This is a genomic window from Paraburkholderia elongata, assembly GCF_013177735.1.
Taxonomy (GTDB): Bacteria; Pseudomonadota; Gammaproteobacteria; order Burkholderiales; family Burkholderiaceae; genus Paraburkholderia; species Paraburkholderia elongata.
The window spans coordinates 1-26,033 of record NZ_WOEZ01000127.1 but is presented as its reverse complement, the minus strand read 5'-3'; the positions used below and the strand labels follow the sequence as shown (position 1 = coordinate 26,033).

29 protein-coding genes and 3 pseudogenes are annotated in these 26,033 nt (G+C 58.8%); 24 read left to right on the top strand and 8 right to left on the bottom strand.

Annotation, left to right across the window (positions count from 1 at the left end):
- Window positions 1–443 precede the first annotated feature (443 nt).
- Together GNZ13_RS24370 and GNZ13_RS24365 are read left to right on the top strand one after the other, a co-directional pair.
- On the top strand, window positions 444–1,487 hold the full coding sequence (locus GNZ13_RS24370) for a porin (RefSeq protein WP_236002164.1): 1,044 nt from the start codon (window positions 444–446) through the stop codon (window positions 1,485–1,487).
- A 492-nt stretch (window positions 1,488–1,979) separates the two neighbouring features.
- Window positions 1,980–2,180 (top strand): annotated as a pseudogene (locus tag GNZ13_RS24365) (IS110 family transposase); the annotation flags it as partial.
- A 646-nt stretch (window positions 2,181–2,826) separates the two neighbouring features.
- On the opposite strand, the gene GNZ13_RS24360 reads toward GNZ13_RS24365, so the two are convergent.
- The 3 genes from GNZ13_RS24360 to GNZ13_RS24350 are packed head-to-tail and all read right to left on the bottom strand — an operon-like array spanning window position 2,827 to window position 6,274.
- On the bottom strand, window positions 2,827–4,335 hold the full coding sequence (locus GNZ13_RS24360; protein WP_172168933.1) for a CoA transferase: 1,509 nt from the start codon (window positions 4,333–4,335) through the stop codon (window positions 2,827–2,829).
- A 43-nt stretch (window positions 4,336–4,378) separates the two neighbouring features.
- A complete protein-coding gene (locus GNZ13_RS24355; protein ID WP_172168930.1) occupies window positions 4,379–5,338 on the bottom strand; it encodes a 3-hydroxyacyl-CoA dehydrogenase NAD-binding domain-containing protein in 960 nt (319 codons plus the stop codon).
- 21 nt (window positions 5,339–5,359) lie between these two features.
- On the bottom strand, window positions 5,360–6,274 hold the full coding sequence (locus GNZ13_RS24350) for a 3-hydroxyacyl-CoA dehydrogenase (protein ID WP_172168927.1): 915 nt from the start codon (window positions 6,272–6,274) through the stop codon (window positions 5,360–5,362).
- Between the two features lie 40 nt (window positions 6,275–6,314).
- Between GNZ13_RS24350 and GNZ13_RS24345 the strand changes: the two genes are divergently transcribed.
- Window positions 6,315–6,704 carry a PX domain-containing protein gene (locus tag GNZ13_RS24345; protein WP_172168875.1) on the top strand — a complete coding sequence of 130 codons (390 nt, stop codon included), beginning with the start codon at window positions 6,315–6,317 and terminating at the stop codon, window positions 6,702–6,704.
- 71 nt (window positions 6,705–6,775) lie between these two features.
- Here GNZ13_RS24345 and GNZ13_RS24340 read toward each other — a convergent pair.
- Window positions 6,776–6,904, bottom strand: a pseudogene (locus GNZ13_RS24340) (helix-turn-helix domain-containing protein); the annotation flags it as partial.
- A gap of 2 nt (window positions 6,905–6,906) precedes the next feature.
- Here GNZ13_RS24340 and GNZ13_RS54335 point away from each other — a divergent pair.
- A pseudogene (locus GNZ13_RS54335) lies at window positions 6,907–7,137 on the top strand (hypothetical protein); the annotation flags it as partial.
- A 194-nt stretch (window positions 7,138–7,331) separates the two neighbouring features.
- Here GNZ13_RS54335 and GNZ13_RS24335 read toward each other — a convergent pair.
- Window positions 7,332–8,237 carry a LysR substrate-binding domain-containing protein gene (locus tag GNZ13_RS24335; protein WP_172168924.1) on the bottom strand — a complete coding sequence of 302 codons (906 nt, stop codon included), beginning with the start codon at window positions 8,235–8,237 and terminating at the stop codon, window positions 7,332–7,334.
- Window positions 8,238–8,448: 211 nt separating this feature from the next.
- Here GNZ13_RS24335 and GNZ13_RS24330 point away from each other — a divergent pair, with 211 nt between their 5' ends.
- From GNZ13_RS24330 to GNZ13_RS24290, 9 genes are all read left to right on the top strand, one after another.
- The gene (locus GNZ13_RS24330) at window positions 8,449–9,393 is read left to right on the top strand and encodes a dioxygenase family protein (protein ID WP_172168921.1); all 945 of its coding nucleotides are present in this window, start codon (window positions 8,449–8,451) and stop codon (window positions 9,391–9,393) included.
- 184 nt (window positions 9,394–9,577) lie between these two features.
- Window positions 9,578–9,790, top strand: coding sequence for a tautomerase family protein (locus GNZ13_RS24325; protein ID WP_172168918.1), 213 nt, complete (start codon window positions 9,578–9,580; stop codon window positions 9,788–9,790).
- Window positions 9,787–10,605 carry a 2-keto-4-pentenoate hydratase gene (gene mhpD / locus GNZ13_RS24320; protein WP_172168915.1) on the top strand — a complete coding sequence of 273 codons (819 nt, stop codon included), beginning with the start codon at window positions 9,787–9,789 and terminating at the stop codon, window positions 10,603–10,605. The genes GNZ13_RS24325 and mhpD overlap by 4 nt, the downstream gene beginning before the upstream one ends.
- Window positions 10,602–11,369, top strand: a complete 768-nt coding sequence (locus tag GNZ13_RS24315) for a 2-keto-4-pentenoate hydratase (protein ID WP_172168912.1) — start codon at window positions 10,602–10,604, stop codon at window positions 11,367–11,369. The genes mhpD and GNZ13_RS24315 overlap by 4 nt, the downstream gene beginning before the upstream one ends.
- A 74-nt stretch (window positions 11,370–11,443) precedes the next feature.
- Window positions 11,444–12,403 carry an acetaldehyde dehydrogenase (acetylating) gene (locus GNZ13_RS24310; protein ID WP_172168909.1) on the top strand — a complete coding sequence of 320 codons (960 nt, stop codon included), beginning with the start codon at window positions 11,444–11,446 and terminating at the stop codon, window positions 12,401–12,403.
- Window positions 12,404–13,468: a 4-hydroxy-2-oxovalerate aldolase gene (gene dmpG / locus GNZ13_RS24305; protein WP_172168906.1), complete on the top strand. Its 1,065-nt coding sequence runs from the start codon at window positions 12,404–12,406 to the stop codon at window positions 13,466–13,468. It abuts the gene before it with no gap.
- A gap of 15 nt (window positions 13,469–13,483) precedes the next feature.
- Window positions 13,484–14,326, top strand: a complete 843-nt coding sequence (locus tag GNZ13_RS24300) for a sugar phosphate isomerase/epimerase family protein (protein WP_172168903.1) — start codon at window positions 13,484–13,486, stop codon at window positions 14,324–14,326.
- Between the two features lie 96 nt (window positions 14,327–14,422).
- Window positions 14,423–15,253, top strand: coding sequence for a BKACE family enzyme (locus GNZ13_RS24295; protein ID WP_172168900.1), 831 nt, complete (start codon window positions 14,423–14,425; stop codon window positions 15,251–15,253).
- Between the two features lie 182 nt (window positions 15,254–15,435).
- Window positions 15,436–17,166, top strand: coding sequence for a PHA/PHB synthase family protein (locus GNZ13_RS24290; RefSeq protein ID WP_172168897.1), 1,731 nt, complete (start codon window positions 15,436–15,438; stop codon window positions 17,164–17,166).
- 57 nt (window positions 17,167–17,223) lie between these two features.
- Here the strand turns inward: GNZ13_RS24290 and GNZ13_RS24285 are convergent, their stop codons facing one another.
- A complete protein-coding gene (locus GNZ13_RS24285; RefSeq protein ID WP_172168895.1) occupies window positions 17,224–17,697 on the bottom strand; it encodes a ferritin-like domain-containing protein in 474 nt (157 codons plus the stop codon).
- Between the two features lie 269 nt (window positions 17,698–17,966).
- Here GNZ13_RS24285 and GNZ13_RS24280 point away from each other — a divergent pair, with 269 nt between their 5' ends.
- The 10 genes from GNZ13_RS24280 to GNZ13_RS24240 all read left to right on the top strand — a co-directional run bounded on the left by GNZ13_RS24280 (window position 17,967) and on the right by GNZ13_RS24240 (window position 23,773).
- The gene (locus GNZ13_RS24280) at window positions 17,967–18,446 is read left to right on the top strand and encodes a DUF2778 domain-containing protein (RefSeq protein WP_172168893.1); all 480 of its coding nucleotides are present in this window, start codon (window positions 17,967–17,969) and stop codon (window positions 18,444–18,446) included.
- Between the two features lie 1,108 nt (window positions 18,447–19,554).
- The gene (locus GNZ13_RS24275; protein WP_172168939.1) at window positions 19,555–19,809 is read left to right on the top strand and encodes a type II toxin-antitoxin system RelE family toxin; all 255 of its coding nucleotides are present in this window, start codon (window positions 19,555–19,557) and stop codon (window positions 19,807–19,809) included.
- Window positions 19,793–20,119 (top strand): helix-turn-helix domain-containing protein, encoded by a 327-nt coding sequence (locus tag GNZ13_RS24270; protein ID WP_172168891.1) that lies wholly within the window; start codon window positions 19,793–19,795, stop codon window positions 20,117–20,119. Before GNZ13_RS24275 ends, GNZ13_RS24270 begins: the two co-directional genes overlap by 17 nt.
- A gap of 265 nt (window positions 20,120–20,384) precedes the next feature.
- Window positions 20,385–20,507 (top strand): hypothetical protein, encoded by a 123-nt coding sequence (locus tag GNZ13_RS53550; RefSeq protein ID WP_268959185.1) that lies wholly within the window; start codon window positions 20,385–20,387, stop codon window positions 20,505–20,507.
- A gap of 69 nt (window positions 20,508–20,576) precedes the next feature.
- Entirely contained in the window at window positions 20,577–20,885 is a 309-nt protein-coding gene (locus tag GNZ13_RS24265) for a hypothetical protein (protein WP_172168889.1), read from the top strand.
- Window positions 20,861–21,487, top strand: a complete 627-nt coding sequence (locus GNZ13_RS24260) for a hypothetical protein (protein ID WP_172168887.1) — start codon at window positions 20,861–20,863, stop codon at window positions 21,485–21,487. Before GNZ13_RS24265 ends, GNZ13_RS24260 begins: the two co-directional genes overlap by 25 nt.
- Window positions 21,488–21,630: 143 nt before the next feature.
- Window positions 21,631–21,816, top strand: coding sequence for a hypothetical protein (locus GNZ13_RS24255; RefSeq protein WP_236002161.1), 186 nt, complete (start codon window positions 21,631–21,633; stop codon window positions 21,814–21,816).
- A complete protein-coding gene (locus tag GNZ13_RS24250; RefSeq protein WP_172168885.1) occupies window positions 21,813–22,025 on the top strand; it encodes an ogr/Delta-like zinc finger family protein in 213 nt (70 codons plus the stop codon). The genes GNZ13_RS24255 and GNZ13_RS24250 overlap by 4 nt, the downstream gene beginning before the upstream one ends.
- A gap of 263 nt (window positions 22,026–22,288) precedes the next feature.
- Window positions 22,289–22,963, top strand: coding sequence for a DUF2971 domain-containing protein (locus GNZ13_RS24245; protein WP_172168883.1), 675 nt, complete (start codon window positions 22,289–22,291; stop codon window positions 22,961–22,963).
- Window positions 22,964–23,065: 102 nt separating this feature from the next.
- Window positions 23,066–23,773, top strand: coding sequence for an AbiTii domain-containing protein (locus GNZ13_RS24240; protein ID WP_216674999.1), 708 nt, complete (start codon window positions 23,066–23,068; stop codon window positions 23,771–23,773).
- 4 nt (window positions 23,774–23,777) lie between these two features.
- Here GNZ13_RS24240 and GNZ13_RS24235 read toward each other — a convergent pair whose 3' ends face one another.
- The gene (locus GNZ13_RS24235; RefSeq protein WP_172168881.1) at window positions 23,778–24,329 is read right to left on the bottom strand and encodes an IS630 family transposase; all 552 of its coding nucleotides are present in this window, start codon (window positions 24,327–24,329) and stop codon (window positions 23,778–23,780) included.
- Entirely contained in the window at window positions 24,326–24,736 is a 411-nt protein-coding gene (locus GNZ13_RS24230; protein ID WP_090812957.1) for a helix-turn-helix domain-containing protein, read from the bottom strand. The genes GNZ13_RS24235 and GNZ13_RS24230 overlap by 4 nt, the downstream gene beginning before the upstream one ends.
- 696 nt (window positions 24,737–25,432) lie before the next feature.
- Between GNZ13_RS24230 and GNZ13_RS24225 the strand changes: the two genes are divergently transcribed.
- Window positions 25,433–25,951 (top strand): hypothetical protein, encoded by a 519-nt coding sequence (locus tag GNZ13_RS24225; RefSeq protein WP_172168878.1) that lies wholly within the window; start codon window positions 25,433–25,435, stop codon window positions 25,949–25,951.
- Window positions 25,952–26,033: the final 82 nt, after the last annotated feature.

Genomic DNA, 26,033 nt, shown 5'->3' with positions numbered 1-26,033 from the left:
GCCATGGCCACCCCTCCCCAAAGGGGAGGCTGAAAAGACTTCGATCCCCCTTTAACCTTTTGCCACGGCCCTATCAAGCCGATGTCGAGTTAAGTTGCTCGCGGTTTGGCACTGACGCGGGTTCCGCCAGCATCGATACCCACTCCAACGATACACCCTGCGTCAGAAACCGGGAGCCACGTCCTTGTCAACCGACTCTCTAATCGAGCCCACTTCGTCGGCCTATAGCCATCCGCTGCCCATTAAGCAGCTTCTTCACACTCCTCTTGCGACGAGCCCGGAGCAGGCGATCGTCTATAGGGGAGAAGTCCGCTTCAACGAAGCATTGAGCTTCGGTTGCACGGAATTGTATCTCTTTCAATTAATTCAATAATAAATATCATAAGGATAACTTCATGAGTTTTGAGTCGAACCGGAGGCGAATTGAAATCGCAGTTGCCGGCATGTTTCTCACGATGCTGATGGGACCAGGGTCAGTACACGCTCAGAGCAGTGTGACGCTCTACGGCGTCATCGACGCCGGCTTGCTCTACACGAACAAGTCGTTGAACGAAAAGACCGGGGGAAATGCTGGTTCGCAAATCTCACTTACCGACGGCGATCTGTCCGCCTCGAGGTTTGGCTTGAAGGGTGCTGAAGATCTTGGCGGTGGCCTGAAGGCGACGTTCACGTTGGAGAGCGGCTTCAGTGTCGCGAACGGTGGATTCGCGAATTCGAACGGCAATATGTTTGGTCGTCAAGCATGGATCGGCCTGAGCGGGGGCTTTGGTTCGGTTAAGGCTGGTTTGCAATATTCGCCGTTCGCCCTGGCACTTATCGGATCGGACCCGCGTGACGTTGCATATTTCGGCAGCGGAGCTGGCATCTATATCGATAACGTGTTCGTCACCGGGCTGTTCAACCAGAATTCCGTTTCGTATACCAGTCCTGAGTTCGGCGGGCTACGCGCCAGTATGCTTTTGGGCTTGGGCGGCAAAGCCGGCGACTTCCAGTCTGGTCGTCAATACTCTGCCAGCCTGACTTATCAGACTGGAGGGCTGTTGGTAGACGCCGCCTATTACAACGGAAACGCAGGTGGAACGGCCTCAACGCCCATTCCGAGCACCGTGCCTTTCCTCGGGCGTACGATCGGAGCGACTTACACCTACGGGAACTTGGTCGCGAAGGCGTCGTTCGTCAATTACAAGGTGGCGGGCGCGTTCGACTCCAGGGTATATGGTGGAGGCGCAAGCTATTTCATCAACCCGGCAGTTGCCGTCGATGCGGGTGTCTGGTACACCAGTGACGGCAATGACACCAAAAACCATTCGATTCTTGGGGCGATTGGCGGGAGATACAATCTATCGAAGAGAACGACGCTCTACGCCCAGTTCGCAGCGGTCAACAATCATGGCGCGATGAACACCGGCCTCGCGGTCAATGGTGCACTTTTTGAAGTGCCCGGAACGGCAATTGGTGCGACGGCCGGCATTCGGCACTTGTTCTAACTCGAGTCCCGCGGCGTGCCGCTCCCGCGCCCCGACAGGACGCTATCGGAGGCAGGGGCGAGGAACGAGGCGTATGACCTTGCTCGGGAGCTCAACGCCAAGATCGAATCTGCTGACGCGTACCGTCGCCGCGCCATCGCCGGGCTCACGCACTGGATTTTTATCCGTCTTCGCAGGCACGGCTCACGTGCCGCTTCATGCTGGCACCTTCAATATTGAAAGGTCCACGTCACATGCGGGGAGCGCGTGCGGATGGCGGAAAGTGTCGCGAGCTTCGCAGCAGGATGCGGTGCAGCGGCAGGCATGTTCCGGCTTGCCGGTCACTAGAGTTTTGCCGTGCCACCGGTGCTCATCGCCGTCGGGCTCTTCCTTGCCAGAAAGGAGCAAGGCTAGCGTGCAAGCGGTACCACGTTGAGGATTTTGGCCTCATGTCCTGGGTGTACGGCCGCGTCAAGGAAGAATTTGAAGACGGAGAAAATCGATGAAGAAATGCGTCGCGATCGCAGCCTGCCGAAGGCGATCATCGACCGCGCCTGGGATGCCCAGCTGCGTCTATGCAAGCGTTACCGCAAACTCACCGCACGCGGCAAGCACCGCAACGTTGCGGTGGTTGCAATTGCGCGTGAGCTGGCGGGCGTCATCTGGGACATCGCCCGGATGACGCCCATCACTGCAGCCGTGCAGGCCGCGTAAGCCAGCCGGATCAACATCCCTTCACACGACGGAGGTCTAAAGTCTCCTCAAGACGGCGCAGCACGGTCGGTGAACAACCCGCGAAGATCCTACGCGACAGCACCTGATGCTGACTCGCGGCCATAGAGCGCGGAAGGTTCACCATACGGAGCCCTGTAATGTGGTAGCCAACCCACGGATATCAGAGTGATCCACCGGCGACGTTACAGGCTGCGCCGCCTTGAGGAGATTTGCAGACAGAAAGTGCGGTGGGTGACCCAGACAAAAACGGCTTGCAGACAAAGCGGTGCAGGCGAAAGCGGCTTGTGGTTCCTGATCAGCGCTTGCGGCACTTGACAAGGAGGAAGTCATATCAGGATCTACATCGTCAACGATCGCACGCTGTGGTTGCCTGCCAACCGTATCCGGGCCGATTTTCATCGGCCATCAAATTTCCCGCCACGGCAGAAACGTCGCCAAAAGACGAACCAACGGCTCTCGTCCCTTGGCGCGCTGTCCATGGGTGCGCGGCGACCTCCGCCGTTTCAGTCGCAATCGGAGACGGCAGAGACAGAATGGCGTCCTTTGATTGCAGGAAGCTGACCAACATCAACGGTAACGCCGTCACGCTCTTGGCCTATTTCGCAAAAGTGCAGGTCGGGCACCCTCACCGCGTCAGCCATTCGGGCTTGCTCGAACCTCGTGGCACGAGCACCGTCCTGAAGGACCCGGGAGTCTTCGACAAGACCACCTGGTCGGTCATGCCCTGATACGTGCCCAGCGGGGTCTCCGCCGTGAACAGATCGGGAGCGACGTTTGCGTGCTCGTCGGAAGATCCGGCGGTCGCCTGGGCATAGTCCCTGTCGAAGATGCCGAGCGAGAACAGCCACAGCACGGTTCGGGTCAGAGAAACGGTGACTCGATAGCTGCCACCCTCGATCGCACGCCGGCGCAGCGCCGCGAGTACGCCGACCGTGCCGAGCCAGCCCACCACGTTGTCGACAATGGGGATGATCGGCGGCGATTTCGGACGCGCGAGCGTACCTTCGACGGCGAACAGCCCCGAGACGGCCGCGCCGATTTCATCGAATCCCGGACGATACTTCCAGGGGCCCTTGGCGCCGTGAAGCAGGACACTGGCATGAATCAATCCCGGCTTCCTGGCGCTAAGCTCTTCGGCATCGAGACCATGGCGTTCCAGATAGCCCGGACGCTTGTTCGCGAAGAAGACGTCGGTATCCTTCAGCAGGAGATCGAATTTCGCGCGATCCTCCTTCGAGTCATCCAGGATCGTTGAGCGCATCCCGACCTGAACGTCCCACGCGAAGGCCTCGATCTCGCTGTCGTCGAACGGCCCCCAGATGTTGAGGACATCGGCCCCGTAAAAGGCAAGGTCTCTCCCGATGGCCGCTCCGGCAATCACGTGACCCATCCCAAGTGCGCGAATACCGTCCAGCGGACTGGTGCCCTCTTTCCTGAAAGGGATCGGCTCGCTCTCGCCGATCTTTTCCACGTTGATCAGCGACATTCTCGAGAGGACCTCGGTGTACTGAAGCTCGTTGCGGAATTCCTCGAAGGTGCGCACCTTGGCGATGACGATCCCGGCTTCCGCCGCCGCATTCTCCAGATCGTCCGCGCGCCATTGCAGAATGGCGTTGCGCACGGCTTCCGGGCTGGAGTCGCACCGGAGCAGGCTGAGTTCGCGGGCAGCCAGCTTGGGATAGATGTTCAGGGGCACGACGTGCCGTCCGTCGCGGGTTTCGTGAAAGAAATTCGTATCCACTTTGAGGGCCGGAGGACGTCCATTGATCGTCTCCCATTTCAGATCGAAGAACCCGGCGAAGCGCCGCAACGCTTTACGAACGTCCACTTCGATGTCCTGTTCCTCGCCGCTCCGCAGTCGCCATAGCGCAGCGACGCCGACGGCCTTGGCGGCCAGGGCGATCGCGGGCATGGCGCCGAACCGGAACAGGCTGGGAATGATCGGATCCCGGCCGTAGAAGGTGATCTTGCCACCGCTGTCCGCCGTCGATAGCCCGACGTCTTTCAGTACGTCATTGAGAGCACCGTGGAGGTCGATTTCCGAGCTTCGCGCCGGATTCGCGAGCTTCGATTGAATGGTCTCAGTGAGCCGATCCGGTTCGTTTTCGGTTCGGGGGCTAGTCAAGTCGTTCATTTGCTACACTCCATTTCGATTAGGGGATGTCAACTGCCCGCGATCAGCCCGCGCGAGTCGCGGCCGTACCCTTGGTGCGCAATTCGATGAGGCCAAGCAGCATCTCGTCCCGCTCCGCCTCCAGCTCCTCAATGGAACGCGACCCGACCTCGGCATGGACGCCGTCAATGAGCGTCTTCTGCACCTCCGGCGTCAGCACCGGCGAGCCGAGGGTCTTCCACCAGGCCGCCATCGGGCCGCTGAACTGCTGGAAGAAGTGCTCAATGCCGCCCGGACCGCCGCCGAGATGGTTGAGCATCATGTTGCCCATCACGCCCCAGCGCAGGCCCGGCCCCCAGGAGAGGGCGGTGTCGACGTCGGCGGCGCTCACCACACCCTCGGCGACGAGGTAATACACCTCTCGGGCCAATGCAGCCTGCAGCCGGTTTGCGACGTGGCCGGGCATCTCCTTGTTGACCCGCACCGTCCGCTGTCCGATCGACGTATAAAAATCCGCTGCGCGCTGGATTGTCGTCTCCGAGGTCTTTGCCCCGCCGACGATCTCGACCAGCGGAATCAGGTGGGGCGGATTGAACGGATGAGCGATGACGCAACGCTCGGGATGCCCTGCGGCGCCGTTCTGGATTTCGCTCATGGTGAGCCCCGACGAGCTCGAAGCAATGATCACGTCGGCAGGCAGCAGCTCGTCGAGTTGCCCATAGAGCTTCTGCTTGAAATCAATCCGCTCGGGCCCGTTTTCCTGGACGAGGTCCACGTTCGCGAGCGCTTGCTCGAGCACCGGAGTGAATGTCAGGTTCGTTTGCGACGCTCCGGGCGAGAGGCCCAGCCTCGTAAGCGCCGGCCAGGCGGACTCCACGAACTTCCTCAGTTGGGCTTCCGCGTTCGGCGCGATGTCCGTCGCAACGACCTGCAGTCCCTTGGCGAGATACAGGGCGGTCCAGCTGGCGCCGATCACGCCGGTGCCGATGATGGCGATGCGACGAATGGGGGTGGCATCAGTCATGTGATTTCTCCAATGCGTTGGTCAGACTTCGGCATAGGCGATGCCGGCGAGATTGCCCTGGGCGTAGAGGAAGTTGCGCTCGTTCTTCCCATCGAGATCGGCGGAATAGACGGAACCGGCCAAGTCCGTGACGAACATCCGATTACCGGGAACATCGAGTGCGATGCCAATTCCCTCCATCAGGTGCGTAACGAGGATTTCAGGCGTTGCCGTTCTGTCGATCGGCGCGCGATTGACGGTATTGCCGCGCGGAGGATCGCCGCGGTCGGTCCAGTAGAGGACGCGGTTCGCCAGGTCGAACTCGAGGTCGATGGGTTCTGGCAGCCGGTCGAACAGCACCTCGATGTCGGAGCGGTTTGTCGGGTCTTCGCCCTGCGGGATGTCGATGCTGGCACGGAAGATGCGGCCCAGGCCGGCCTTTTCCGGGCCTTTCTGCGTCCAGTAGAGTTTCCCGAGCTTCGGATCGAGGGTGATTCCGACGCACCACCGGGTCTGGTCGCGCCGGTCCTCGTCGCCACGCCCGGCCGCGACCAGCGTTTCGACCTGAGAGCCGTCGCAGTTGGCGCGCATCACGCGCATGCCCTCGCGGTCGCACCAATAAAGCTTCCCGCCAGCCTTGTCGAGATGAATCTGCTTCGGCGTATGCGTGATGCCTTGCGGGACGATGAGCATGCGGTTCTTGCCGTCGAGGTCGGCGCGCTCGATCGAGCCATTGTGAGCGCCCACCGAACCCATATTCGTCCAATAGATATGGCCGGCATCCGTATCCACCACGATGCCGTCCGGGAGGTGACATTCCGTGACGATCGTCTTGCGCTCAGAGCCGTCGGGGTTCATCGAATGAATGCGACCACCGCTCAATTCGAGGAGAAACAATCGTCCGGTGCGGGTTGCGTTCGCGGAAACATCTGTTCCGCTGATTTGGGGCTGGGTCATGGTGCGTCCTTTCGTGTCACTGCCATTGGAGGAGAGACTGATGTCGGAGGACGGCTGTGTACCGCCGGGTAGGGGTCTCGTCGATCATCGCGAAGGGATCGGAAAACCAGCGGTCGGCGCCAAAAAACTACATGCGATACCGAAGCCACGAGATGCATACCGGCACAAGTGGCATCTGCCGATGCCGATGTCAGACCGGAAACTGGCTGCCGGAGCCCCGCTCGGACATATGCACCGGCCTTCCGTCTCGGTGGCGAAAAAGAACATTCCAACCGGACCGAGCGGCAAGGAAACAGACGTTGGCGCTTTTGGGACCAAGCCATCTCTCCAGGACGAGTTGCTGAATCGGTTGCCGTTAAATTATAGTTGGCGGGGCGAAGGCTATTACATGAATCTGGAGGCGAGGCTATTGGCGCTCGACGCTTGTTGAGCAACGAGGCCAGGCACCTGGACGTGCCTCGGATTACATAAAAATGCAATGTCTCGGCCGAGCACAACGTTAGCCTGTTCGTCCCTCAGATAGCAGCGCACCGTGTTGCGCGATAAACCCGTTTGCCTCGCTATCTCGTGCACCGCCGTCCCGCGCCTGGTTAATACCTTGATTTCCACTGCTTGCTCCTGAGTCAGCATCGGTGGCAAAAGCCGCCATCGTCTCCCAGGTGGGTCGGGTTTACTTCGGCGACTGGGTCATTTTCACATCGGCGCTAACACTGAAGGATGCTGCGCAGGCGGCTCTCTGGCTCCGCAAGGCGGCTGAAAAGGGACGACCGGAGGCGAAGTTCATGCTCGCTTTCGATTATGAACGGGCTAAGGGCGTTTCCAAGGATGATGCTCAAAGCAATATCTGGTACCGCAAGGCGGCCGATCAAGGATACCCAGCCGCTATGACTTTTGGCCTGCAGGCATCTATCGATCATATGACTGAGCTCAAAGATCCGCTTGGTGACCCGGCGCTCGCACAAAAGCTTACCGACCTGGGAAACGAACACTTTCCGGACTTAACGCGAGATCTGCTGCCGACGTGCGCGTCGTCACCGAATCAGCGTGGCTGCTACGTTCAGTGCTTCACGCGGACATGTTTCGAGCGGGACGATCGGATCAACTTGAGAAAAGCTTGCAAGATCGGCGAGGTGTCTTCGCGCCGATACAGGCAACTCAACTCGATCTCCCGCAACTGAGCTGACTTAAGCGGTCGATACACCACGCCGGGCAAGCGCAGGTTGACCGCTGACTCCGTCGTCACACACACGCCGAAGCGGCTCGCTACCAACGCGATGCACGTTACGACGTCCTCCACTTCCTGTTCAACGCGCAAGCGGACGCCTTCCGCACGAAATGCGGCCGTAACCTCCTGCGCGAGCCCGTGTACCGGCGCATTGGGGTACAGAATCATGCGCTCGTCGTCGAGGTCGCGCAGCGTCACGGTTTTCTTCCCGCATAGCGGATGCCCCTCGTAGAGCGCCACCAGAAACGGCTCGCGCTGCACCCAGTCGACGGCGATATCCGTTTCGTTCGGCACCAGGCGGTTAAAGCCGATCGTGATGCGCCGCTCGCGAAGCGCCGCGATCTGCTCCGCCTTCGACATATTGTGCAAGCCGATTTTTACCTCGGGCCTCTCGGTATGAAAATCGGCAAGCAGTCGCGGAATCACATTCAGGATCCCGGAACTGAAGATGCCGACGTCGAGCCGCCCCATATAGCCCTGGCCAGCGAGCTGGGTCTGTTCTTCCGCGCGGCGAGACAGCGCCAGAATGTTCGGCACTTCGTCGAGCAGCGCACGACCCGCTTCCGTCAGTTCCGCCCCTTTGGCTGTACGGATGAATAACTGTGTGCCGAGTTCTTCTTCCAGTGCACGGATATTCCGTGTGAGCGGTGGTTGCGCCATGTGCAGGCGCTCGGCGGCCCGCCCGAAGTTCAGTTCCTCGGCGAGGGCAAGGAAATAGCGCATCTGCTTCAGTTCCATCGTCTCTCTTCCCAGTTCGTACTCCGATATCGGCGAGGTATTCGTGCCGGCTTAGAGCCATACCGATACGGTATCAGGAATTTGAAAAACGGTATTGGACGGTATGTTCAGTTGGCGTGCATCATGGTTGCAACGCGTACAGCAGCGCATCGTCCGCAAAGTCCTTAGCGACTGAACAGCCGGCGTAGCGTGCACACGATTGGAGACAGGCATGATCATCGGTAATCAGAAAGACGTCACCCAGGCGGTTCTCGCGGAACTGAGCCGCGCACCTAACGCGCGCTTCCGCGAAATCATGTCGGCCGCAGTGCAGCATCTGCATGACTTCGCACGCGACGCCAAGCTCACTGAAGCTGAATTTCATCAAGTCTGTGGCTTCATCGCCAAGCTCGGACAACTGTCGACCGCATCGCACAACGAGGTCGTGCTGGCCGCTGGTTCGGTCGGACTCTCGTCGCTGGTTTGTCTGCTGAATAACGGCGACAACGGCCAGACCGAAACGACCGCAAACCTGATGGGCCCCTTCTGGCGTATGGATTCGCCCGCGACGCCAAACGGCAGTTCGATCGTCCGCTCGAAAACTGCCGGCGTGCCGATCTTCGTCGATGCATGGGTGCACGATGCCGAGGGCAAACCTGTCGAAGGGGCCGAAGTCGATGTGTGGCACACGTCCGCCGAAGGCTTCTATGAAAACCAGGACCCGGAGCAGGCGGATATGAATCTGCGCGGCAAGCTCACCACGGATAGCGAAGGCCACATTGCTTTCCACAGCGTAAAGCCAGCGGGTTATCCAATACCGCTGTCGGGACCCGTTGGAGAGTTGCTGCGCGCGCAAGGGCGCCACAACATGCGTCCGGCGCACATCCACTTCATGATCTACAAGCCCGGCTTCAAGACCCAGTTCTCGCAGGTCTATTCGAGCGACGACCCCAATCTCGATACCGACGTGCAATTCGGCGTGACGCAGGCGCTCGTGGGCCAATACGTGCTGCACGACAACGAGCCCGCACCCTCCGCCGATATTCAGGGACCGTGGTATTCGCTCGCGCATCACTTCAGGATCGAAGCAGGCGAGGCCAAACTGCCGAAGCCACCGATCACTGGCAAGGCCGAAGGTCCGCGTCCGGTGTGGTCCGTGCTGGAGCGCACCTCATGAGCGATGCACAGCTTCAGCAGGCACTTCAGTTGGCACATCAGCAGCTTGCGCCGGGTGGCGTGCTACGCGCATCGATCAATCTCGGCAAGCATCGTTTACACGTAGCGGCCAGACGGCGGCCGTGGTGGCGCCGCCTGCTGCACTCTAACCAGACATCGCGTCGCGTCACGCACACAGGAATGCCATGCCCATCATCCATATTTCACTCGTCGAAGGCCGCGACGATGCAACCGTCAAGGCGTGCGTCAAGGCCGTGGCCCGCACGGTGCACGAAACGCTAGGCGCGCCGCTGAACACCATCCGTGTGTACGCGACGGTCACGCCGGCCACGTATTGGGCCGTCGGCGATCAAACCAAGGACGAGCTCGCCGCAGCCGCCCAGGAGAACGGAAAATGACACCTCAATTGATTGAACAGGCGGCCAACGCATTGGTCGAGGCCGAGCGCAGCGGCCATTACATCGCGCCGTTGCGCGAGACCTACGAGCAGCTGACGATTGAAGACGCTTACGCGATTCAGCGCGCGAACACCGACCGGCGCGTGGCCGAAGGCCGGCGCATTGTCGGTTGCAAGATCGGCCTGACCTCGGTAGCCGTGCAGAAACAACTGGGCGTCGATCAGCCAGACTTCGGCATGTTGTTCGACGACATGGGTTACGGCGACGGCGAACCCATTCCCGCGTCCATTCTGACTCAACCGAAGATCGAAGCCGAAGTCGCCTTCGTGATCGGCCGCGATCTGCGGATGCCAAATCCGGGCCAGCTCGATGTGTTGAACGCCATCGATTACGCGCTGCCGGCGCTCGAAATTGTCGGCAGCCGGATTGCCAACTGGAATATCCGCATTACCGACACGATCGCCGACAACGCGTCGTCGTCTGCGTATGTGCTCGGTAACAGTCCTCGCAAACTGTCCGAATTCGATCTGCGGCTGTGCGGCATGGTGATGGAGCGGCGCGGCGAGCCAGTGTCGGTCGGCGCGGGCGCGGCGTGCCTCGGCAACCCGATCAATGCGGTGGTGTGGCTGGCCCGAAAGATGGCCGCTCTCGGCACGCCGCTGCTGGCGGGTGACCTGGTGCTGTCCGGTGCGCTCGGACCGATGGTGGCGGTGACGCCCGGCGACATCTTTGAAGCACGCATCAACGGTTTGGGCTCGGTGCGTGCCGTGTTCGAAGCCGATTCCAAGCAAACCGCGAGCGAGGCACGTTCATGAGCACCATCACCGAATACGCGACGCTGCTCGACGACGCAGCGCGCCATGCAACTGAAGTCGCCCAGTTCGATCCCAAAGGCCGTCTGTCGCTCGAGCAGGCCTACGAGATTCAATCCGCGTCGATCAAACGGCGGGTAGAGCGGGGCGAGCGCCGCGTCGGCGTGAAGATGGGTTTCACGAGCCGCGCGAAGATGGTTCAGATGGGTCTCTCCGACGTGATCTGGGGCCGTCTGACTGCCGGCATGCAAATAGAGGAGGGCACCGCGATTGATTTCTCGCGCTTCGTGCATCCGCGCGTCGAACCGGAAATCGCGTTCGTGCTGAAGCATTCGCTCGAAGGTGACGTGACCGGACCGCAAGCGCTCGCCGCTGTTGAAGCGATTGCACCGGCACTCGAAATCATCGATTCGCGCTACAAGGATTTCAAGTTCACGCTGCCAGAGGTGATCGCGGACAACGCATCGTCGAGCGGCTTCGTGATCGGTGCGTGGCGCGATCCGAAGATCGACTTCGCCAATCTGGGTCTGACGTTGAACATCGACGGCCGCGTCGTGCAGGTCGGTTCGACGGCTGCTTTGCTCGGTCATCCGTTGCGTTCGCTGGTGGCGGCCGCGCGTTTGTCAGCACAGGCTGGCGAGCCATTGCAAGCCGGCTGGATCGTGATGGCAGGCGGCGCAACGCCGGCCGAGTGGATCAAACCCGGGCAATACGTGTCGGTCGACATGGAACAACTCGGCAGTGCGGGTTTTCACGTCAAGGAGTAAGGCGATGCCGATTGCGCTGATCAAGATGGCAGCGCGGCACTTCCCAAAGCATGAAGCAGGGTTCCGGAGAAGATATGACTGACAAGGTTAAGGTAGCGATCATCGGGCCGGGCAACATCGGCACAGATCTGATGATCAAGGTGATGCGCAACAGCAAACATCTCGACATGGGCGCGATGGTCGGCGTCGATCCGAAATCAGACGGCCTCGCGCGGGCTGAACGTATGGGCGTGGCGACGACCGCTGAAGGTATCGACGGCCTGCTGAAGCTCGACGTATTCAAGAATATCGACATCGTGTTCGACGCCACTTCGGCAGGCGCACACAAGCGTCACAACGACGTGTTTCAACAGCACGGGGTGCAGGTGATCGACCTAACGCCCGCGGCGATCGGCCCGTACGTCATCCCCGCGATCAACCTCGAAGCCGAAAACGCCAGCAACATGAACATGGTCACCTGCGGCGGCCAGGCGACGATTCCGATGGTCGCGGCAGTGTCACGGGTTACGAAGGTACATTACGCGGAAATCGTCGCGTCGATCGCGAGTAAGTCGGCGGGGCCGGGAACGCGCGCCAACATTGACGAGTTCACCGAGACCACGCGCAGCGCGATCGAAATACTCGGCGGCGCGACGCGCGGCAAAGCGATCATCGTGCTCAATCCGGCCGAGCCGCCGCTGATCATGCGCGACACGGTGTTCGTGTTGTCTGATCTGATCGATACGCAACTGATTGAAGACAGCATCGCGAAGATGGTAGCGAGCGTGCAAGGCTACGTGCCCGGCTATCGTCTGAAGCAGAAGGTGCAGTTCGATGTGATCTCGCCGGAGCAGCCGCTGAACGTGCCCGGCATCGGTCCGAAGCATGGCCTGAAAACGTCGGTGTTCCTCGAAGTAGAAGGCGCCGCTCACTATCTGCCCTCGTATGCGGGCAATCTCGACATCATGACGTCGGCCGCACTCGCGTGCGGCGACATGATGGCGCGTCGCCGGGTTACGGCCGGGATTGCGCGTGGTCACAAGGAGGCCGTGTAAATGACATCGCTCGATAGAAAGCTCTACATATCCGACGTCACGCTGCGTGACGGCAGCCATGCGATTCGCCATCAGTACAGCATCGCGAACGTGAAGGCGATTGCGTCGGCATTGGACAAGGCTGGCGTCGACAGCATCGAAGTCGCGCATGGAGACGGTATCGAAGGATCGAGCTTCAACTACGGCTTCGGTGCCCATAGCGACGTCGAGTGGATTGCGGCCGCGGCGGAAAGCGTCAAGACAACGAAAATCGCCACGCTGCTGATCCCGGGCATCGGCACCACCCACGATCTGCGCAACGCGTTCGACGCCGGCGCGCGCGTCGTACGGGTCGCCACGCACTGCACCGAAGCAGACGTCTCGCGTCAGCATCTTGAATTCGCGCGCGAACTCGGTATGGACCCCGTCGGCTTCCTGATGATGAGCCACATGACCACGCCGCAGAAGCTCGCCGAACAGGCGAAGCTGATGGAGAGCTACGGCGCGACCTGCGTGTACGTGGTGGACTCGGGCGGCGCGCTCGGCATGAACGATATCCGCGATCGCTTCCGTGCGTTCAAGGATGCGCTGAAACCGGAAACGCAGACCGGCATGCACGCGCATCACAACCTGAGTCTTGGCGTCGCGAATTCGCTGGTGGCGGTGGAGGAAGGTTGCGACCGCATCGATGCGAGTCTTGCAGGCATGGGGGCAGGTGCGGGTAACGCGCCGTTGGAAGTGTTCATCGCGGCTATAGAGCGTCAGGGCTGGAATCACGGCTGCGATCTGTACCGCCTGATGGATGCGGCAGACGATCTGGTGCGGCCGTTGCAGGACCGTCCGGTACGCGTGGACCGCGAAACCCTCGCGCTCGGCTACGCGGGCGTGTATTCGAGCTTCCTGCGTCATGCGGAAGTGGCGGCAAGCAAGTACGGCCTTAAAACTGTGGACATTCTTGTCGAGTTGGGCCGACGCAAGATGGTCGGTGGTCAGGAAGACATGATCGTCGACGTCGCGCTTGATCTGCTGAAACGGGTTGCTCACGAGCAGATGCACGCCGAGCCGACCATGAGCGAAGCAGGCTAAACCAAAGGCGATGCGATGACACGGCTCTATTCTCTCGTGCCGCTCACAGCGATCGAGCTGCCGCCACCCGAACTGGTGGCGGCAGCGAGCCGCACGGGCTATGACGCAGTCAGTCTGCGCCTGAGTCCGTTTCGGGCGGGCGAGGCAGAGAATCCGATGTTCGACAACTCGCCGATGCTGCTCGAAACCGAAGCGCGCTTGCGCGACACCGGCCTCGAAGTGCTGGATATCGAAGTCATGTTGCTCACGCAAGAGCGCGATGTGCAGGACTTCAAGCGCGTGTTCGAGACGGCTCAGCGTCTCGGCGCACGCAATGCTTTGACGCTGATCGATATCGCCGACCGCTCGCTGGCCGTTGAGAAATTCGTGCAGCTTTGCGAACTGGCTGCACCGTTCGACATTTCCTGCGCGCTGGAATTTGCGGCGTGGCTCGGCGTCGGCAGCATTCAGGCCGCCAATGCGATCGTCAGCGAAGCGGCGCAAGCCAACGGCGCGATGTTGCTCGATCCCTTTCACTTGATGCGCAGCGGCGGCAAGATTAGCGACATTGCGACCCTCGATCCCGCACGAATCAGGTACGCGCAGTTCTGTGACGCCAGCGCGACGGCGCCTGCGACCACGGCGGCTTTTTCCGAAGAAGCACGTTATGACCGGCTGTTGCCGGGCGAGGGCGGTTTGCCGTTGCGCGAGTTTATCGAGGCGTTGCCTCCGGACATTCCATTCGGTCTCGAGGTACCTAATCGCAAGCTGGCCGAGACACTCGAACTGGATGAGAGGTTGAGGAGAACACTCGCGGCGGCGAAGCGTGTCGCCGGCTGCCCCGAGGTGCGCGATCCTCCTCGCGCGCATTTGAACTAGACTTGGAACACGTGGTGTGCGGGTATTTCGCCGCGCACGCGGTCATGATCGCTCGCCATATAGGCGAGACGGAAACCTTGAACGGGAGTATTAGCCATGAGTGAACCGTGCATTATCTCCGTTGCCATTACTGGCTCAGTTCCGCGCAAGAAGGACAACCCGGCTGTGCCGATCACGATCTCCGAGCAGATTGAAAGCACGCACGAAGCATACGAAGCCGGAGCATCGCTCGTTCATCTGCACGTGCGCGACGAACAGGAGAACTCCAGTTCCGACCGGTCGAGTTTCGCCTCTCTCCAGGAGGGCATCCGGAAGCACTGCCCTGACATCATCATTCAGTTTTCGACAGGCGGTCGTGGCCGTTCGTTCGAGCAACGCGGCGCAATGCTCGATCTGCGCCCGGATATGGCATCGCTCGCAACGGGTTCTGTCAATTTTCCGACTACCGTCTATGAAAATCCGCCGGACTTTGTGCGTGCGCTTGCGCAAATGATGCTCGACTACGATGTCAAACCGGAAATCGAGATCTTTGATCTGGCGATGTTGTACAGCACAGTGGACCTCGTGCAACAAGGGCTGCTGAAATCTCCTGTGCACGTTCAGTTCGTGATGGGTGTTAAAAACGCGCTGCCCGCGCGTCGCGAGATTCTTGAGTTCGAGGTCCAACAACTCAAGGCGCTATTGCCGGATGCAACGTGGACCGCCGCTGGTATCGGACGGCATCAGTTGGAGGTCAATCACTGGACGCTCGAAATGGGCGGGCACTGCCGCACGGGTCTGGAAGACAATGTGCGCTGGGACAAGGACACGCTGGCGAAGAGCAATGCGCAACTGGTTGCGCGGGTGGCCTCATTGTGCGGCGAATATGGCCGGCCAGTGGCGAGCGCTGCCAAAGCGCGCGAAATGCTGGGTCTTCCGGCCAGATAGGCCGCCGGGACGCGCCACCGTCTCGCCCAGCGTCCGGTCGCACTGAATGGCGCGTTCAATGCTCGAACAGTTCAAGGTGCCGGGCGTGGTAATGTCGCGTGGGACCCCACTCGCGTGAAACGCGCGATCGCGTCACGATGCGAGGCGCGTCAGATTGTGTGATCAGACTTTCAGGAGACAACATGGCCGCGCCGTTCAACATGCCGGATGAGTTCGTCCAGGGATTCTTCAAATCGGGGCAGACGCTGCTGCGGGCCTACACCGGCGTAGTTGGACACGCCGGCGACGCGCCGTCCGTCCCCGTCAATCAACCGGCGCTCGCGCTCGCGCAGGCCCAGGCGCATTACTGGCAACAGCAGATGGCGCTTTATATGGGCATGATGGCGAGAGCCACGGGCATGACCACGGAGCCCACCGTTCAGCCCGAGCGCGGCGACCGGCGCTTCAGTTCGGACGCCTGGCGCGACAACCCCTGGTACAGCCTGCTCAAGCAGACGTATTTGTTGAATTCGCGACTGCTGAACGACATGGTCGAAGCGGCGGGTGTCGGTGAACAGGAGAAGAATAAGCTGCGCTTTTACGCGCGCCAGTTCATCGACTCGATGAGTCCCGCCAACTTCGCCGTCACCAACCCTGACGCTATTGAGGCCGCCGTCGAGACGCAGGGCGAAAGCCTGCGCGCGGGCTTCGCCAACCTGCTCGAAGACTTGAAGCACGGACGCATCTCGATCACGGATGAAAGCGCCTTCGAAGTTGGCCGCAATGTGGCGGTGTCGAAGGGATCGGTGGTCTTCGAGAACGAGCTCTTCCAGTTGATCCAGTACGCGCCGCTCACGGACAAGGTTGCCGAGCGGCCGCTCGTGATCGTGCCGCCTTGCATCAACAAGTTCTATATCCTCGATCTGCAGCCGGAGAACTCGTTCGTGCGCTTCGCGTGCGAGCAAGGGCAGACGGTGTTCCTCGTGTCGTGGCGCAACCCGGATGCGGAACTTGGCCACATCACGTGGGACGATTACGTCGAGAGCGGCGCGATCAAGGCGATCGAAGTTGGTCGCGCGATCAGCGGCGCCGACAAGGTCAATGCGGTCGGCTGGTGTGTCGGCGGGACGATATTGTCGTCGGCGCTCGCGCTGCTGCGTGCGCGCGGCGATGAATCGGTGGCGAGTCTCACGCTCCTCACAACAATGCTCGACTTCAACGATCCAGGCGACCTCGGCGTCTTTATCGATGAGCAGGGTGTGTCGCAGCGCGAGCACACGATTGGGCGAGGCGGCATCTATTCTGGCGGCGAACTCGGTTTCGTGTTCCAGACGCTCCGCGCCAACGATCTGATCTGGCCGTATGTCGTGAACAATTACCTGAAGGGTGGCGCGCCGCAGGCGTTCGACCTGCTCTACTGGAACGCCGACAGCACCAATCTGCCCGGCCCGATGTATGCCTGGTATCTGCGCAACATGTATCTGGAGAACAACCTGTGCAAGCCGGGCAGGCTCTCAATGTGCGGCACGCCGGTGGATTTGGGCCGTATCGACATCCCGAGCTATGTCTTCGGAACGCAGGACGATCATATTGTGCCGTGGAAGGGCGCGTATCGCTCGACGCAACTCGTCGGCGGCGACACGCAGTTCGTGCTGGGCGCCAGCGGACATATCGCGGGGGTGATCAACCCGGCATCGAAGAACAAGCGCAGCTACTGGACCGACGGCGAACTCGGCGCCGATCCGGATGCGTGGCTCGAATCGGCGAAGTCGCAGCCGGGAAGCTGGTGGACGCACTGGAGCAACTGGTTGAAACCGTATGCGGGCAAGGAAGTCGCGGCGCCGAAAAAACCGGGCAATGCGAAGTACAAGCCGATCGAACCGGCGCCAGGCCGTTACGTAGTCAAGCATCCGCCGGAATTGATGGGCGCGTGAAAGACGAGTTTCCGCGTCGCGGCGACCACGTCCGAGATGCCGCCATAGTCAGTTTGATCAGGGTTGGCCCGCCTGCCGTTCGGCTGACGTCGTCATTTCTCCAGGGCGGCGCAGCATCTTGTCGACTTCGCCCGCGTGCATCTCTTCGACATGGATCATCTGACGGGCGAACTCCTCGAGTGCAACCGAGCGGTCCCCGACCAGCGCGAGCAGTTCGCGATAAAGCTCCAGCGCGAGGTTCTCGGCTTGCAGCGACTCGCGGAGGATCGACGCGATATCGAATGTGTGCGTGTCGAGGAGGGGACCGATCGCAAGCGACGGATAGGCGCCAAGTGTGGTGATCCACTCGCCGACCTGCTGTGCATGCAACAGCGATTCGTCGGCCTGCTCGCGCAGCCAGGATCTGATCGGAATGCGTCCGAATCCGAAAACAAGAAACGAATAGTGCGTATATCGAACGACGCCGGCCAACTCGGATTCGAGAATCCGGTTCAGCACCGCAACGACGTCTTCCTTGTCGATCTCTGCCATTTGCTATCTCCTTTTATGTCACCGCGGCGGACGCATTCCGCGATTCGCCGCTCGTATCACGCCATATGGTCTTGACGGATACTGATTAAATGTAGTCCCGTGAGGCGATCGCGCAAGGCGTTAGTTCGGACGTACGGGTTTTTCGACCTCGTTCGATATGGAGATGCGAGACGACCCAACCACCGACCGGCACCGCCACACTTTCGCAAGGGAGGTCAGTGAATCCTCTGGTAAATTGACGGCCACACAACAGCAAAGCGGAGCCGTTTATGCCTGTTGCATGCACTTTTCAGCTAAACGCCAAACCAACCTCTGTTCTTCAATGCGCGGGCATTGGCAATTTCGTTGCTTTCTCCGGGCGTAATAGTGGCAGGGACAACCCCGCAGCCGTCGAAAAGGAAATGATTGGACCGCTGCCGCCCGGCCGTTATTACATAGTCGACCGGCAATCTGGCGGCCATCTCGGCTGGCCTTACGACGTTGTTCGGAAATATGGCTACGGCACTGACCGCGATCAATGGTTTGCTCTCTGGCGAGAAAAGACCGGCGATACGACAATCATTAATGGCGTTCACCGCGGCCAGTTCCGTTTGCACCCGATCGGGCCACAAGGCCTAAGCGAGGGATGCATCACGCTGACCAGTCCACACAGTTTTGCGCAATTTGCGGCGTACCTGAGGAAGCAGGGCGCTACGTGGCCGGTCCCCGGCAGCTCTCTTAAGGCGTACGGCTGGGTGGACGTGCAATGAAAAGGTTCGTGCGCATCGCTCTTTGTCTCGTGGCAACTGTCGTTCTCGGTGATCTGTTAGCCCGTTACATCGCCGGGTTGCCATATGAGATGTCACCGCTTACCGATTCCATTCAGTTTGTCTTGCGCGCAGTCGGGCTTAAGCGACTGGACAACGTGGACGACGTGGAAACGTTGACGCTTGTCTTCATATTGCTCTCATCGATCGTTGCAACCGGACTGATCCTTTGGCTTGCTATACGCGGGGGCCGTGCATTGCTGGCTCGGGTAGGGAAGTAGCCTTTTGAATTATACTCATCGCGATAAATAGCTGCACACAGATAACGGATACCTACCGGAGTCGGGGTGAGCGATACAATTCGCGCACCCCCATTAGCCCGAGACAGTGAGTCCGAATGGCAAATCGCAGAGTAACTGCGTTGGCACAGGAGGCGCTCGCGATTCGTGCAAGAGCTTCCGGCCCCAACAGTGATCCCTCGTGGACAGCGGTTAAGAGGCGAATGCATGAACTTAAGGGGCTCGCGGCGACGTCAGCCGAGAACAACGAAGTTCGGCGACACGTGATTGTCGCGACGATTGCAACGCTTCAGACGTTCATTCGCTTTTCAATCGTCGGAATCGTCGATTCTGGAGAGGAGTATCGCCTACGCGCCGCGGAAAGGATTCCGGAGAAGTATTCGGTGAAGGATGCCCTCACGTTATTGGACGATCAGACGCTCAGCTTTGGCGAACTGGTGGCGCATATTGCTTCGTACAATTCGGTATCTCGCTTTGAATCTATTTCGAGCAAGGGAAGTGGCTCGGATATTGGGATTTTCAGCATGGTTCCGCCAAAGTCACCTTCACTGGGCGAGGTTTGCGCGAGCTTGGGTAGGAGGCGGACTGAAAGACGATCTTGTGGAACCCATGCCGGAAATTCTTCGATTTGGAGAGACAGGCATGACACTTGGGCGAGCTGCGCAGGTGGCACAATGGCTCACTTTTTGGGGAGACCCACTTACCCTTAAGGACAGGTGGCGGAAGTAGCATCGAAGGGCAAGCGAGCAGGGGGCTCGCCTCAAAAATAAGTCAAGCTGGTGTAAAACTTATATTTGACTTATAATCAAGGTATGAACACGAGTAACTGGACGCAGAAAGCGGCAAAGCAATTGCGCAAGCTTGACCCGCAGCATCAGGTGGCAATTCGTGACGGAGTGAGCACCTTGGCTGCGATGCCAGATTGCCAGAGCGTGAAAGCGCTGACCGATCACGAATACGGCTATCGGCTCCGCGTCGGCAATTACCGGGTCTTGTTCAACTGGGACGGGGCTATCAAGGTCGTCGATATTGAGGAAGTGAGGAAACGCAATGAACGCACATACTAACATTCAGGTCATCAACGGACCGGACGGCAAACCCGCGTATGTCGTGATTCCGTACGCTGAGTATGTGGCCGAGCATAGTGCTGAACGCGGCCTGATTCCGCACGAAGTCGTGAGTCTGACGGTGGATGGTGCAACGCCGGTTCGCGCCTGGCGCGAGCATCTTGGCCTGACGCAAGTCGAAGTTGCTGCGCGCATGGGCATCAGTCAATCGGCCTATGCACAGCAGGAAGGAAGCGATCGCTTGCGCAAGGCTTCGCGCGAAAAAATCGCGACAGCGCTCGGCATCGCTGCGGCGCAACTCGACTTCTGATCTCCAAATGCACGGATGGCCGCCGGAATGCAAAAGCCCGCCGAAGCGGGCTTTTTGCTATGCGCTGGGACGACCGGACGGTGTACCGTGAATACCAAAGCGTTTCGCAAGCGCAGCCTTGCGGACGCGGGCGCGCTCGATCTCCTTTCAGACCACCGCCGCGGATGAGTGCCATCGTGATAACTGCGGTCCTATTTGCGGTTGCCTTCATCGTCGTATTGATCGCGCTGGCGCTTCTTGTTCGTCAATTGAGAGAGTGGGGCAGATGACTTCTGACTGGATCATGTTCTGGGCAGGGATGCTATCCGGCTTCGTCGCTGCGGGCTTCTTCATGGTCACGGCGCTTGCGCTCGTCAAGATCACCAACGACGGAACGGTGACGCGATGACGCCTGAAAATTCCGAAGACGTTTCTTTTGACCACGTGACGCTGTGCGATGTGATGGAGGGCGGCACACATGGCCTCAATCAAGCTCTGTGAAGCTGAAATGCAGGCACTCTATGGCCTCGGATACGAAGCGATCGCGCTCTACGTGATGGCGATCCGACCACGTATGGACTTCGCGACAGGCATGGTCGGCGTCGCGCCGCGCATCTCATGGCAGGCCCTGCGCGAGTGGATCTATGTCGAGCCGCGGAAGGGCGTCAAAGCGATGGTTCCGTCAATTGAAGCGATACGGCGCATTGCTCGCCAGCTTGAAAAAGCAGGGCTGCTGCGCTGCGAATCGACCGAAAAAAAATCTTGTTTTTCGAGCGCTCCTCGCTGAAACGGATTCATGCGTCCAGAAAAAAGCCGACAGGTCAAGCCGACACCAGGAAATCCGCGCCAGTAAAGGCTCAACGCCCCGAAGCCGACATGGTGCAATCGGCAAAAGCCGACACACACCCGGTATCCGGAGAACCTCCTTCTAATACCTCCTCCGCCAGTACATATGCAGTAGGGGAAAAAAGCGCAGCGCAAAGCGGAGGCGGTGGCGGCGATGCATTGATATGGCCTGAAAACCTCGACGCCACCAAACGAGCCGCTATGGCCACCCTGATGGGTCGCCTAGCGCCGGACCTTAAGCAGCAGGTTCTGGACGAATGGCAGGGCGCTATGCAGGCGGGCGGTATCCGTTACCCGGCGAAATTCTTCGCCAGCATGATCAATGACGCAAAGAGCGGGGTTTTCATGCCCGAACACGCACGGCGGGTGAGCGCGGGACGTGAAGCCAGAAAAAAGCAGCTTGCAGAAATGGCGCGTCGTGATGCGGTGTTTTCCGCACAGGTCGCGGAATCGGCACGATCACTTCCACCAGGCGGGTCGATCAAGGCGATGCTCAACGGCGCCATGAAGCGGACGAAGGAGCGACAGTCGACCGTGCAATGAGCGCGCGGGTATGTGTGGGGGCTAGGAGCGGGGGCGGCTCGCTTTGTCAAGAATGGAGGCCAAAATGATGGGAATGAAGATCGATTGTCCGTGCTGTGGCAGCGAGATTGACGCGCGGCACACGGAAAGCATGTCGCAAAACGATGCGGCGCATCTATTTCGTCTGCGACGACTGCGGCTACAGGACACCGGCCGGGTTCGAGATTCTGTTTTCGCTGTCGGCGCCAGCGCGCCCACGCGACGGCGTGGCGCTCGAAGTGCGGCCGTCGCCGACACTAAGCGGCGCCGTCAACGCCCGCACGGCAATGATACGAGCGAGCGCACTATGAGGTTCACCATCGCATGCCCGCATTGCGGCGCGCGCGGCATTGCTCGCGCGATGGAAAAAGAATCCGACACCGCTTGGATGATTGATTTCCAGTGCGACGATGTGACGTGTGGTCACACGTACCGCACACGCCTCGAAATGTTTCCTCCAGAGACACCCATACCGAAGCGCGAGAGGCGCGACGCACTGCAATTCCAGTTCAACGTTTGACCGGCCGGGCAGAGGCGGAGAAGGTAAACGAGGGGCACGTGCCGGGCTGACAGCTGGCCGCGTCGGTAGGACCCGGCCGGAGTGACAAGAACGGCAGTTTGAGCAATTCCAGTCGACAACCAAACGGCGGAGTGCGGCCAACATGAGGCGATCACCGCTCTTCTATCAACGTCCGCTCGTGTCCTTAAACCGAGCCGTCGCGCCGATCACACAACTGGCATGATGCGCAATAATGGCGACATTTAAGATCTTGCGAACCGCCGATGCGCTTCTACCACTACACGAAAGCACCTTATGCTCTGGAAACGTTGCGCACGGGGCATTTGAAGGTCGCCACGTTCAAGAATCTGAATGATCCGTTTGAGTTGCTTTCCTTGACCTTCAAAACGAGGGAAGAACGACACATACAGCGGAAATTGAAGGACTTCTTGGAGACAAAGGTCGGTCTTCTATGCCTTAGCAAATCCGGTCGTGAACCAGTCATGTGGAGTCACTATGCGGATTGCCATCGGGGAATGGTACTGGCCTTCGACACCGGTCCAGAGGACATACATGAAGTTACATATCGCAAAACACGGAAGCCTCACGCGCTTGATTTAACTCACGATACAGCCGCGCAGCTTGAACCCTTGCTTCTCGAAACTCTGACGACTAAATCGAGTTCATGGGCCTACGAGCAAGAGTGGAGAAAGCTCATTTTTGAGAAAGATTGGACCTTAAAGCAGTTGCCTAATGGGGACGGTTCGACGACTGTAAGCGTACCGTTCTACGATTTCCGAAAAGATATGAAACTTGTTGATGTGATTTTGGGCCCCGGCTGCACGACGACTGCTGACACGGTAAAGGCAGCTTTGACGGGCGGACGATTGTCGGCAAACGTCTTCAAGGCGCGACGGGCTTTCAAGGCCTTCGAAGTGGTTCGAGATCAAAGGACATAAGAGATCGTCACGCGCAACGATCAATTCGATCCATGCTTTCGTGCGAACGGAGCGAAAAATCGGTCTAGAATCGCTGCACCTGTCCATACCTTTCCAATCCGCATGACAGACCAAAGCCGATCACAACATATTCTTGAGCTTTCTCGCGAGCTTCTTGACGACATCGAGTTGGGACGCGCCGACGCCGAGCGCCTAATCCTGAAGGCATCTCGCTTGGCGCGGTGGGTCGGCAACGAAGAGACTCGCGCGTGGTTAAAGCTTGAAATGGGAGGGTACAACGCCACTGACCCAATTTCGATCAAATACATGAGGCTCACTGGCAGGTGGACTAACCGCGAAGAGAAAAAAGGATACTGGGGTCCGTTGGCGCAACAGGAAGCGAAGATCTCGGCCGAAAAGGCTAAATTGGCGTCAATGCGAACGCCAGATTTAGGCGGCGACTACGCGAATATTGGCATCATAAACATTACGAAAGCGATGACGTCGTCTGCTCATCTGATTCAAACCATTAGCGGAATAAGGAGTCGAGTTTTAGGACTGCTGCACGGCTTTGTAAGTGAAATCTATTACGCAAAGGAATTCGACAATCTAACGGAATCTATTTTTGAACGTTACCAGCGAGATGTTGATGCGCTCATTGCACAGCACTGCGGCGAAATTACTCTAAAAAATTCCGATGGTAATGGATCGCCTCTCCGCTGGAGACGCAGAAGCTGTTTCCCAAGCGCTCTCCACCTGTCGGCGTATTATCGAGTCGTTCGCAGATTCAATATATCCACCTACAAACGATACAGTGGAAATTGGCGGTAAGTGTTCACGAAAATCTGATTTGAAAATCTGAGCCGAATCCGTCGAGCAGTTTTTTGACCTCGGCATCGATGTTTTCCTTGGTCCAGGTGACGAAGCGGCGCCAGTGATACTTGGCGTGCTTCCAGAGGATTTCGATGAGATTCGGTTCGGGGCTGTAGGACGGCAGATAGAACAGCACCATGCGATGTTCGAGAAACCATCGGTCGATTGTTTCCTGATCGATGTTGTGATGGATCGAGGCGTTGTCGAGCACCACTACCGTCGTCAGACCGGGCGTGCTTTCCCGCGCGATCTGCTCAAGGAATTGCACGACATCGGGGCGTTTGATCGTGGTCTTGCTGGTGTGATACGTCAGCAGGTTGGCGCCGAAATCCAGTGCACCAAGGACGGAGCGTTTGCAGTGCGGTTGCGGGAATACACGATGCGGTTCGCCGATGGGCGACCAGCCGCGCTGCACCGGGGGTGAAGCACTGAACCCGGATTGATCGAAGTAGAACAGCTGGCACGCACCGTCGAGTGCGGCCTGCTGTAGCTTCGCGAGGGTGGAGGCCTTCACGGCGAACTCCTCGGGGTTACGCTTTTTTTGAGCGAATAGCGACCACGCTTGTAGGAAAACCCCGCTCGTTTGAGCGCAGTCGACAAGGTATCCAGGCGGCAGGGAAACGGCACACCATGAGCTTCTTCAACGCGCTGCGCAATCTGTCTGAGGGTCATCAATTCGGCGCTGGCCGCCTCGATGGCGGTGGCGATCATGGCTTCAGACAACGAACGGGGGCGTCCGCCTTTATGACCGACCAGCAGCCCACATATGCCGGATTCCCGCCACGCGTGCGCCCAGTTGTAGACCGACTGCCCGCTCACGCTGAGCTGCGCAGCCACTTCAGTCAGTTTGATCTTGCGGCCGAGCATCATCACGCCCGCGGCCCGGGTGCGCATGTCGCGATGCTGGTGGTTCAACGACATCTGTTGCAAGGTCTTTTCCTCGGCTTCGTTCAGCTCTACAACACACTTCATCTGGACTCCGGCGCAATGGGTTCGCCGAAGTTAACAAAATTCAAACGCGTTTACCAGCAACACTTAACGTTCTCAAGCTTGATGCCTCAAAGCATCAAAATCGTATTAGTGCCTACGTTCATGGGAAAACGGCTAGTGCGTCGCGAAAGCAACGCCTGAGGCAGAATCTCGCGAATTTATTCGACCGTGTCTCATCTGGCGTACACAAGGACGTCAGTTCCGAGGAAGCCCGTTCGCTTTTCTTGAATACCTATCTGTTTTTGGGGGAAATACTACACATTGAAAACGTCGACGTGTAAGCCTCCAGACTGGTGGTTGTCAGAACCGCATACTCGTCCGCTGGTTTCCATCCGTCCACAAGATTGACACTACGGCCCTGACACATACGGACCTTGCGTCGTCCGTTCATTGCTGAATAGCGAGCAACCTATCGAATGGAAGGGCTGAAACAGGTCGGACTGGGATGTTCAAACTTGCTTCGGTAGGGCGAGCCTGCGCGCCAGGCATAGCCGATCGCACAATTCCAACGGGTCAGCGAACTGTGAGTTCGGCCGTTTTCGGACCGTCTCCGCGAATGAGCGCGGAAGCTGATATTATCTTTCATAAGAAAGCAAAATTTAAACGGTTTCCGTCACGCGAGAAAAGATGAGCGAAAATATAGAAAATGCCGGAGCATCCGAGGAGGATCTCGCCTATCAAGCACTGAAAGAAATTCGCGAAAGTTTGCACGCGATGGTTGCCCAGGTGCCCGGAGCAGCCGGGGAAGGCGCACGCGCAATTTTGGAGTTCCGGACGGCACTGACTTCGGAGACGGACAGAGGGTCTGTCCTAATGGCTGCGGCGTTCATAGACGATCGACTGAAGTACTTGCTGATGGCAAGACTTGTTGATGACGCGAAAATCGCACGGCGAGCGTTCGAATTTAATGGCCCGCTGGGAACATTTTCCTCAAGAATCGATTTTTCATATTTAATGGGAATTCTCCCGAAAAATGCGCAGCGAGATCTTCACATAATTCGCTCAATTCGGAATAAATTTGCGCACAACGCAGCCCCAATGACCTTCGAAGATGAATCGATCAAATCTCTTTGTAATTCACTAGTCTTTCATGGCGTTAAGCCCATGTCCTTATACGCAAGTGTCGCTACCACCGTCGTCACGTAACAAACGCATTGTTTCTGCGGCGATGCGTACGGTTGTGAGTCCCTTCCAGATGGTTTCCGCGCCGGGTTCGCCATCGCCCTTG

Excerpts from the sequence above, each read along its gene's own strand:
- GNZ13_RS24370 (WP_236002164.1), top strand. The coding sequence starts at position 444 with ATGTTTCTCACGATGCTGATGGGACCAGGGTCAGTACACGCTCAGAGC.
- GNZ13_RS24325 (WP_172168918.1), top strand. The coding sequence starts at position 9,578 with ATGCCCATCATCCATATTTCACTCGTCGAAGGCCGCGACGATGCAACC.
- GNZ13_RS24350 (WP_172168927.1), bottom strand. The coding sequence starts at position 6,274 with ATGACCCAGCCCCAAATCAGCGGAACAGATGTTTCCGCGAACGCAACC.
- GNZ13_RS24295 (WP_172168900.1), top strand. The coding sequence starts at position 14,423 with ATGAGTGAACCGTGCATTATCTCCGTTGCCATTACTGGCTCAGTTCCG.
- GNZ13_RS24360 (WP_172168933.1), bottom strand. The coding sequence starts at position 4,335 with ATGAACGACTTGACTAGCCCCCGAACCGAAAACGAACCGGATCGGCTC.
- GNZ13_RS24230 (WP_090812957.1), bottom strand. The coding sequence starts at position 24,736 with ATGTCGTTGAACCACCAGCATCGCGACATGCGCACCCGGGCCGCGGGC.
- GNZ13_RS24290 (WP_172168897.1), top strand. The coding sequence starts at position 15,436 with ATGGCCGCGCCGTTCAACATGCCGGATGAGTTCGTCCAGGGATTCTTC.
- GNZ13_RS24285 (WP_172168895.1), bottom strand. The coding sequence starts at position 17,697 with ATGGCAGAGATCGACAAGGAAGACGTCGTTGCGGTGCTGAACCGGATT.
- GNZ13_RS24310 (WP_172168909.1), top strand. The coding sequence starts at position 11,444 with ATGACTGACAAGGTTAAGGTAGCGATCATCGGGCCGGGCAACATCGGC.
- GNZ13_RS24275 (WP_172168939.1), top strand. The coding sequence starts at position 19,555 with ATGAACACGAGTAACTGGACGCAGAAAGCGGCAAAGCAATTGCGCAAG.
- GNZ13_RS24315 (WP_172168912.1), top strand. The coding sequence starts at position 10,602 with ATGAGCACCATCACCGAATACGCGACGCTGCTCGACGACGCAGCGCGC.
- GNZ13_RS24255 (WP_236002161.1), top strand. The coding sequence starts at position 21,631 with ATGCGGCGCATCTATTTCGTCTGCGACGACTGCGGCTACAGGACACCG.
- GNZ13_RS24355 (WP_172168930.1), bottom strand. The coding sequence starts at position 5,338 with ATGACTGATGCCACCCCCATTCGTCGCATCGCCATCATCGGCACCGGC.
- GNZ13_RS24245 (WP_172168883.1), top strand. The coding sequence starts at position 22,289 with ATGCGCTTCTACCACTACACGAAAGCACCTTATGCTCTGGAAACGTTG.
- GNZ13_RS24240 (WP_216674999.1), top strand. The coding sequence starts at position 23,066 with ATGACAGACCAAAGCCGATCACAACATATTCTTGAGCTTTCTCGCGAG.
- dmpG (WP_172168906.1), top strand. The coding sequence starts at position 12,404 with ATGACATCGCTCGATAGAAAGCTCTACATATCCGACGTCACGCTGCGT.
- GNZ13_RS53550 (WP_268959185.1), top strand. The coding sequence starts at position 20,385 with ATGACTTCTGACTGGATCATGTTCTGGGCAGGGATGCTATCCGGCTTC.
- GNZ13_RS24265 (WP_172168889.1), top strand. The coding sequence starts at position 20,577 with ATGGCCTCAATCAAGCTCTGTGAAGCTGAAATGCAGGCACTCTATGGC.
- GNZ13_RS24280 (WP_172168893.1), top strand. The coding sequence starts at position 17,967 with ATGCCTGTTGCATGCACTTTTCAGCTAAACGCCAAACCAACCTCTGTT.
- GNZ13_RS24330 (WP_172168921.1), top strand. The coding sequence starts at position 8,449 with ATGATCATCGGTAATCAGAAAGACGTCACCCAGGCGGTTCTCGCGGAA.
- GNZ13_RS24225 (WP_172168878.1), top strand. The coding sequence starts at position 25,433 with ATGAGCGAAAATATAGAAAATGCCGGAGCATCCGAGGAGGATCTCGCC.
- GNZ13_RS24300 (WP_172168903.1), top strand. The coding sequence starts at position 13,484 with ATGACACGGCTCTATTCTCTCGTGCCGCTCACAGCGATCGAGCTGCCG.
- GNZ13_RS24270 (WP_172168891.1), top strand. The coding sequence starts at position 19,793 with ATGAACGCACATACTAACATTCAGGTCATCAACGGACCGGACGGCAAA.
- mhpD (WP_172168915.1), top strand. The coding sequence starts at position 9,787 with ATGACACCTCAATTGATTGAACAGGCGGCCAACGCATTGGTCGAGGCC.
- GNZ13_RS24345 (WP_172168875.1), top strand. The coding sequence starts at position 6,315 with ATGTCGGAGGACGGCTGTGTACCGCCGGGTAGGGGTCTCGTCGATCAT.
- GNZ13_RS24335 (WP_172168924.1), bottom strand. The coding sequence starts at position 8,237 with ATGGAACTGAAGCAGATGCGCTATTTCCTTGCCCTCGCCGAGGAACTG.
- GNZ13_RS24250 (WP_172168885.1), top strand. The coding sequence starts at position 21,813 with ATGAGGTTCACCATCGCATGCCCGCATTGCGGCGCGCGCGGCATTGCT.